Here is a 6903-nt window from a genome sequence, read left to right on the forward strand (position 1 = left end):
TTTCTATTATCCCAGCAAAGTTACATTAAAAAATTTAGAGTTTTTTACATGAGCTGGGGAGAAATAAACTGGTGCTGATAGGCAGATTTGAACTGCCGACCTCACCCTTACCAAGGGTGCGCTCTACCAACTGAGCTATATCAGCACTGATTTGGAGCGGGCAGCGGGAATCGAACCCGCATCATCAGCTTGGAAGGCTGAGGTAATAGCCATTATACGATGCCCGCAATCCTAATTCTCTGGCCACCTCATAGAGAAAGTGGTGGAGGGGGCAGGATTCGAACCTGCGAAGGCTGAGCCGGCAGATTTACAGTCTGCTCCCGTTGACCGCTTGGGTACCCCTCCAGATTGATGGTGCCGACTGCCGGAATCGAACTGGCGACCTACTGATTACAAGTCAGTTGCTCTACCAACTGAGCTAAGTCGGCACTACATCAAGTGGGTGCGCATTCTAGAGTATTGTTTAACTCCGTGCAAGTGTCTTTTCGAAAATTTTTCAATTTTCTTTTTTGACCAATTTTTCAACTAATCAAAAACTTACGTCGACGTTCCCTTTAAAAGTTCACTTCGAGCGTAGCGGGCAAGACCCTGCATCACCAAATGAGCGAGGCGCATGTTATCAGCAGATTTTAAGAATGCAAACACTTTTTTGTCTCCACCCCCCAAAATTATGTCAAAATCAGTTTGTTTGCTTGATATGTAATCAATCGCGCTCAAATAAACACCATATACCGCTGCATGACACCCTGTAGCCACACAATCTTCTGTGTCGGTCCCTACTCCAAAGGTGGTCGGAATTTCATCATTCGCGAAGACTTTTTTAGTTGAAGCGACCAATGCATTACGCATAACTTGAAAACCCGGCACGATCCAACCGCCTAAATGTTGACCATCCACGACAAAATCAACCGTAATTGCCGTGCCCACATCCATAACAAAAAATGCTTTTTTTGATTTTTCTGCGGCGCAGACCATGGCAAGCCATCTATCAACGCCCATTTTTTGAACATTCGCGTAACTATTTTTTATGCCGAAGGCTTCTTTCTCTGTGTGCTTTTCTACAAAAATAATATTTCGCTCATTACACATGCTGGATATTTCATCAACCAGCTCCTGATTTCTTACCGAGGCAATATATAAATGAGAAATTTTTTGATGGGAATCGATAAAAAAGAAAAGAGAATTGATATCTTCGCATGCATTAGGCTCATCTTCTGCATGACAAAGCAGTGAATATTTTATTCGGGTGTTACCGATATCCACTAATATGACGTGGTTTTCTTCAATATTGTTCATATTTTTTGTTTCAATCGCAAAATAATGCGCAAAAAGACCTAATGAAATACGACAGAAAAAGCGTAAAGGCAATTCATCACCATTTTAATGACCGAATAAGGTCAAAACACGCTTAGCACAACCAAAAAATGAAACGTTAATTGCCCCTTAGGCTAACTTCACCACCGTGGAATCGTGTAATACCGTCCTGCGTTTCAACGAGTAGTGCGCCGCTAGCATCCACTCCCCTATCAATACCAGAGAAACGCTTCTCTCCCATCTGCAGCACAATGCGTTTATCTGCATATAAGTCGAGGGCTTCCCAGTAAGCCGTAAATGGTCCGAACCCCTGCTGCGTAAATTTGGGTAAATAGGACCATAGGGATTTAATAATTTCTGCCGCTAATGCGTTTCTATCTGGGATCGTTCCTAAGTAAGAAGCGAGATCGCTATGAGGCTGGCCCACATCGTATTGATTATCGGGCACACAAACATTTAAACCGATGCCGATAACACTGTGTGCTGTTGCACCTATTTGCCCTTCAACCTCAATAAGCACACCTGCCAGCTTTTTTCCTTGCAGATAAATATCGTTTGGCCACTTAAGTTCGGCGTCTTCTACCCCAAATTCTTTAAGTGCGTCGCAAACGGCTAGCCCTACCAATAGAGAAAGACCCGCCATGCTTTGGTATCCGTCGGGAAAAGACCAATACATAGAAAAAGTTAAACTGCCACCAACTGGCGCTAACCAAGAACGGCCATGTCGACCACGGCCATCAGTCTGAATCTCTGCAAAAACCACGTCGCCGTTTTCAAGGTCTTCTCGCTTACTCGCAATACGCTTCTTCATTTCCGTATTGGTGGAAGGTAATACCGATTCCACATCAATAATCGCTCTTTTTGTATTGCCTAAATGTCTTTTAATGCTGTCGGCGCTTAACAATGGAAAACCTCGTTCTAAACGGTAGCCTTTACCTTTTACTTTAAATACATCTAACCCCCAATCGGCAAGCTGGGAGATATGGCCCGCGACTGCGGTTCGCGACAATCCTACTTGCTGGGCAATGGTTTCACCTGAGTGGAACTGACCGTCTGACAGCAAAGCGAGTATATGTTTTCTTATAGCTTTTGATGCTTGTCTCATAGCGAAATGAGTCCTTTACTTCCTAATAAGCGCACTTCTGGCTCAAGCTTAATGCCAAACTGGTCTTGTACGCTTGCTATGATATCTTTTGCCATGGTGATTACGTCACTTCCGGTGGCTCCACCTAAGTTTGTCAATACCAATGGCTGTGTAGGATGGCAGCGTACTTTATTCAACGTCTTGCCTTTAAAGCCAGCTTGGTCAATTAGCCACGCGGCAGGAATTTTTATTTGTGATTGTTCAGTGTCTGAAAAATCTGCGCTTTGGGCTACTACAAAGTGAGGCACTGAATTGTATTCATCAGCTATTGCTTGATAGACAGAATGCCTTACAACTGGGTTTTTGAAAAAACTGCCTGCATTACCTAGCTCGCTAGGATCTGGAAGTTTACTCTTTCTTATTTCAATTACCTTACTGTACACTTTTTCTGGCGTAGGCTCAGTGAGTGCAGCTAATTCGCCATAGCTTGTCTCAAGCGCATATTGTTTAGGCAATTTAAAGTTTACATGGGTAATAAGTACTTTGTTGGCTAATGCATGTTTGAACACACTATCTCTGTAACCGAACTGGCAGTCTGTATTGCTTAGCAGAACCTGTTCACCGGTTTCAAGGAATACGCATTCCACGTTATCGATTAATGCATTCACCTCTCGTCCATAAGCACCAATATTTTGAATAGGGCTAGCACCTACCGACCCAGGTATTAATGCCAAGTTCTCAAACCCATACCATTTTTCCTTCATACACAACGTAACAAAGTCATGCCAGTTTTCACCGGCACCTACACGCAGGTAATGATGGGTTTCAGTATCAAAATGGCTAATACCTTTAATTTCATTAACGAGGATCTTACCGTTAAAGTCTTCGGTGAAGATGGAGTTGCTCCCTCCGCCCAGTATATAAACGGCGCTGTCGGCACGATTTTCTATTGAATTGTATAGAGATAGAAAAGAGGGAACGTCGGTAAATGACTCGATAGAATCACAAGATACTGAGAGACCAAATGTGCTATAGCTTTGTAATGAGGGCATAGGGCTTTACGAACTTCAAACAATTCGCTAATGGTAGGGTAACGACGCGTTAAATAAAAGTATAAACACGCAAATAAGTCATTGCGCAAATCTCGGGGGGCATGCCTTTCGAAGGGGATTGCTGACTACATGGTTCAAACACGCACTACGTTATGCATTGATCGTTTCCCACCGACGTATATCTTGTCTTACTATACGTAGAGACACTACTGCTCTTCGGCTTTATAGCCTATACGAAAACCGCCCCAGTGTTTACCGTTAACATAAATAGGCGCTGACAAATCATGCATTATCTCTCCCGTGTCGCGCTTGTAGGTTTGTAATAGAAATGACGCTGTATTGCTACCACATCGCGCTCCAGTCGTATCATTGAAAATACGTTTGGTTCTGTTATTGGCTAAATCTTTTTCGAAATCACCGGTTAGTGGCTGACTGAACTTCTTATTATGCGTGGGGAAGTAACCATTCTTATCAACAGCACCGGCATAAATTATAAAGTCGTTATTATTTAAAATAGGTTCTTGTATAGCGGGAAGGCAGTTATCAGTAAACGTATCGAAAGCTGTTGAATGCTTTAACGGATTGGTGTTTGCAATCGGGGTGTAGGAAAAATTAAACAAATCAGACTCTGATATTTCACCTTTTGTGATTGACTCCTCGAACGCCATACCTATAGTTTTTGCAGTGTTAATCGCAATATCTCTGACGTCGCTGTTTCTGTCGTTAACATCCATGTCCTGGAGTAACCGAAAGATGTCCTCAGCTTGTACGCTTAGTGATAACGCTTGATTGGAAACGTCACTAAGGTCGGTTTCTAATGAAGAAGTAGATGCGTGTAATTCGTTGATATTGCCACTTATTCCACTGCTGTGCGCTGTCAATTCTTCAATCATTGTGCGCATATCGTTGACCGTATTCTTTGCCTGAGATGAGAGTGAGCTCGACTCACAAATAGCACTTTCACTTTCTAGTAGTAATGAATTCATCGAATCACTTGATGATAGAACTGCCTCCATGGTGGATACCGCCTCATGGCTACTGGTATTCATATCTCGCAGTAAGTTTTCAATGCCCGATGTGGCATCGGTTGTTTTCTTTGCCAGTTCGCGGACCTCATCAGCGACAACTGCAAAGCCTCGCCCTTGTTCACCGGCTCTCGCGGCTTCAATAGCAGCATTAAGTGCTAGCATATTTGTTTGGTCGGCTAACTGATTAATCGTACTAGTAATGTGACTAATACCCTCTGCTCGAGTTTTCAACGCCATAAGTGCTTCTGACGATGCATTTATCTTAGCAATTAATACCTGCTGTTGGCGCAATACCTCAGTAACTGAACGACTTCCCTCTTGCGTTTTTTCATCGGAGGCATTCATTGCGTCCGTAGCGGTTTTCGAACAGTTATCTAGCTGAATGCTTGTAGACTCTAGTTGCTCAAGGCGGCCGGACATTTGCCCAATACTGCTTACTTGTGCGTTAAAGGCCGTGGAGAGCTGATCAAGAAAATAAGATATCGATGCGCCACCTATCGCTATATTGCTCGATGCTTTGCTAATATCGGTGGCGGATTTATTGTGGTTAGGTGTTAGAACAAGCGGACTCTCTGAGTCAGACGTGGTAGGCGTTGCTATAATAAACTGGCACCCTATCATTGTCGTTATAAATGCTACACCCATGGTCACTAGTGCGTTTCCAACAGTAACACTCGCAAGTCCACTCACCAAACCAACGATTAACGACACAACTAAAAATCTGATCATTGCAAAAGCTCAAAATTTATTTCTTCTGTGCAAATGTAGTCGTGATCAGAGGTTTTCGCTATAAGCAGATAGTAGTAGCGCGTTCATGTGCACTATGCGCTACTACGTAAATTGTTTAAGCAAAAAACAAAAAGTGGCCTAGCACGTTAGCTTTGATAGAAACACTCAAAAAATTCGCGCTTACTTTTAGCAATAAAAGAACAGTTTTCAAATCGACCTTTTCTGCCCTCTAGTTCAGCCCGTCGTTTATCGAACTGTATTGCAAAATAGTTCTCTGGAATGTCTCTGTTTGATATATTTTTCGATGTTTTGGCCTGCGATGAACGGAATTCTACATTAACGCCTTTATTGGTTATAAATTGCTTTGGGTGAAGGTCTGAACTGTTAAGAAGATTTGCCAAGTCGAAGTAAGCCATGCCGCTGCGATCGGTCATCATTGTGTCTACAAAGACTCCGTTGATAAACACATCTACCTTCGCGTTGCCTAAGGGCGACGATTGATATGAGCGCTTAGATGTTTCATCAACAATAAAATCGTTTTCTAGTTTCTCTTTCACCGTTTCCCATTCGTGCGTGTCCTTTACCCACATATCAGAGGTGAACCCTACAGTTCCCAGTGTAAAGATATCAGCAAGGATCGCACCTGGAGTACCTATTATTGCCATGAAAGGACTATCAGTAACTGTTGTTCCCTCTCTCTTTAGATTGGTACTCTGAACCTTTTCGTAAATCTTAATTTCTTTTGTTTCGTAGTTATCAATTTGCTCTAACTTTACTTGGTTATCGGTAAGTGAAAGTTTTCGGCTTGATGATACATAAACAGGTTCACTCACTTCCTGCTTAAGCAGCTGGCCCCTTTCGTGTTTTACATTCTGTACCTTTGTAGTAGTGCATCCAGAGACGGCAGCCATTAATAATATGACCGAATAGACTTTTAATTTCATTACAGCATTCTCTTATTATTAAAACGTGAACTCATAGTCTTTCGCGTTACACAGCTTTGCATAATGAGTAAGCGCGCGGGCGAGACTTCTTGATTTAGAGTGATTTAAGTCCCTGTCCATACCGATGTAATTAACCACATCAGTCACTTTAAAGTCGAAGTAAGAGATAGGTGACCACTTTCCAATATTCTTTTTACAAAACTCGTTTTGCGTGTTGCACGCTTTTTTCATTCCGTAATCACCAGAATATCTATCTTTAAAGCGAACACGTACATAAGCATGTTTACTGTTGTCTTTTGCGATGATTTCCACAGGAAACAAAATACCAGAGAAATTCATTATCGAACTTGTATTGTCTCTATTGATCTGTAGGCGACAGTCATCACCTGTTATTTCTAATTTTGTATCTTCATCCCAAGCAACTGCGTGTTGTGCTATCCATTCGGCTATCTGGGTTTTATTTGCTTTTGGTAGCGGTGTGTTTTCTTGATGGTCAGTTTGTGCTGCCAAGTGAAAGGAGGCGGTTATGAGAATAACGCCAAGCATAAATTTCTTTATTATCATTTTGAACACCTCGAATTTAGCTGTATATAAGCATTGTAGAATCTTACGAGGTTGTCAATTTTAGCGCGGATAATATTATTGAAGCTGGCGTTCTAGCGTGGACCGAGACGTTACATTAAGTAATGTCAGATCCATAAAGGCTTTTATTGAATAAGAATGTCTGTAGATATTGGGATCAGCGAACATGT

At 42.2% G+C, this 6903-nt stretch carries 6 protein-coding genes and 4 tRNA genes; all 10 read right to left on the reverse strand.

Going from position 1 to position 6903, the window contains the following annotated elements; translation table 11 throughout:
- Positions 1 to 69 precede the first annotated feature (69 nt).
- The 10 genes from GVO63_RS19160 to GVO63_RS19205 all read right to left on the reverse strand — a co-directional run bounded on the left by GVO63_RS19160 (position 70) and on the right by GVO63_RS19205 (position 6715).
- Positions 70 to 145 (reverse strand) — tRNA-Thr (locus GVO63_RS19160).
- Between the two features lie 7 nt (positions 146 to 152).
- Positions 153 to 227: transfer RNA gene (locus GVO63_RS19165), tRNA-Gly, on the reverse strand.
- A 33-nt stretch (positions 228 to 260) separates the two neighbouring features.
- Positions 261 to 345, reverse strand: a tRNA-Tyr gene (locus tag GVO63_RS19170).
- 7 nt (positions 346 to 352) lie between these two features.
- A tRNA-Thr gene (locus GVO63_RS19175) sits at positions 353 to 428 on the reverse strand.
- A 109-nt stretch (positions 429 to 537) separates the two neighbouring features.
- Positions 538 to 1296 (reverse strand): type III pantothenate kinase, encoded by a 759-nt coding sequence (locus GVO63_RS19180; protein ID WP_159582040.1) that lies wholly within the window; start codon positions 1294 to 1296, stop codon positions 538 to 540.
- A gap of 136 nt (positions 1297 to 1432) precedes the next feature.
- A complete protein-coding gene (birA, locus tag GVO63_RS19185; RefSeq protein WP_159582034.1) occupies positions 1433 to 2419 on the reverse strand; it encodes a bifunctional biotin--[acetyl-CoA-carboxylase] ligase/biotin operon repressor BirA in 987 nt (328 codons plus the stop codon).
- Positions 2416 to 3450 (reverse strand): UDP-N-acetylmuramate dehydrogenase, encoded by a 1035-nt coding sequence (gene murB, locus GVO63_RS19190; protein WP_159582036.1) that lies wholly within the window; start codon positions 3448 to 3450, stop codon positions 2416 to 2418. Before murB ends, birA begins: the two co-directional genes overlap by 4 nt.
- Before the next feature lie 206 nt (positions 3451 to 3656).
- Positions 3657 to 5207 (reverse strand): methyl-accepting chemotaxis protein, encoded by a 1551-nt coding sequence (locus GVO63_RS19195; RefSeq protein WP_201281937.1) that lies wholly within the window; start codon positions 5205 to 5207, stop codon positions 3657 to 3659.
- 146 nt (positions 5208 to 5353) lie between these two features.
- Positions 5354 to 6151 (reverse strand): hypothetical protein, encoded by a 798-nt coding sequence (locus GVO63_RS19200; RefSeq protein ID WP_159495461.1) that lies wholly within the window; start codon positions 6149 to 6151, stop codon positions 5354 to 5356.
- Positions 6152 to 6169: 18 nt separating this feature from the next.
- A complete protein-coding gene (locus tag GVO63_RS19205; protein ID WP_159582038.1) occupies positions 6170 to 6715 on the reverse strand; it encodes a hypothetical protein in 546 nt (181 codons plus the stop codon).
- Positions 6716 to 6903: the final 188 nt, after the last annotated feature.

Origin of the sequence: Alteromonas sp. KUL106, assembly GCF_009811415.1 — a bacterium.
Classification (GTDB): domain Bacteria; phylum Pseudomonadota; class Gammaproteobacteria; order Enterobacterales; family Alteromonadaceae; genus Alteromonas.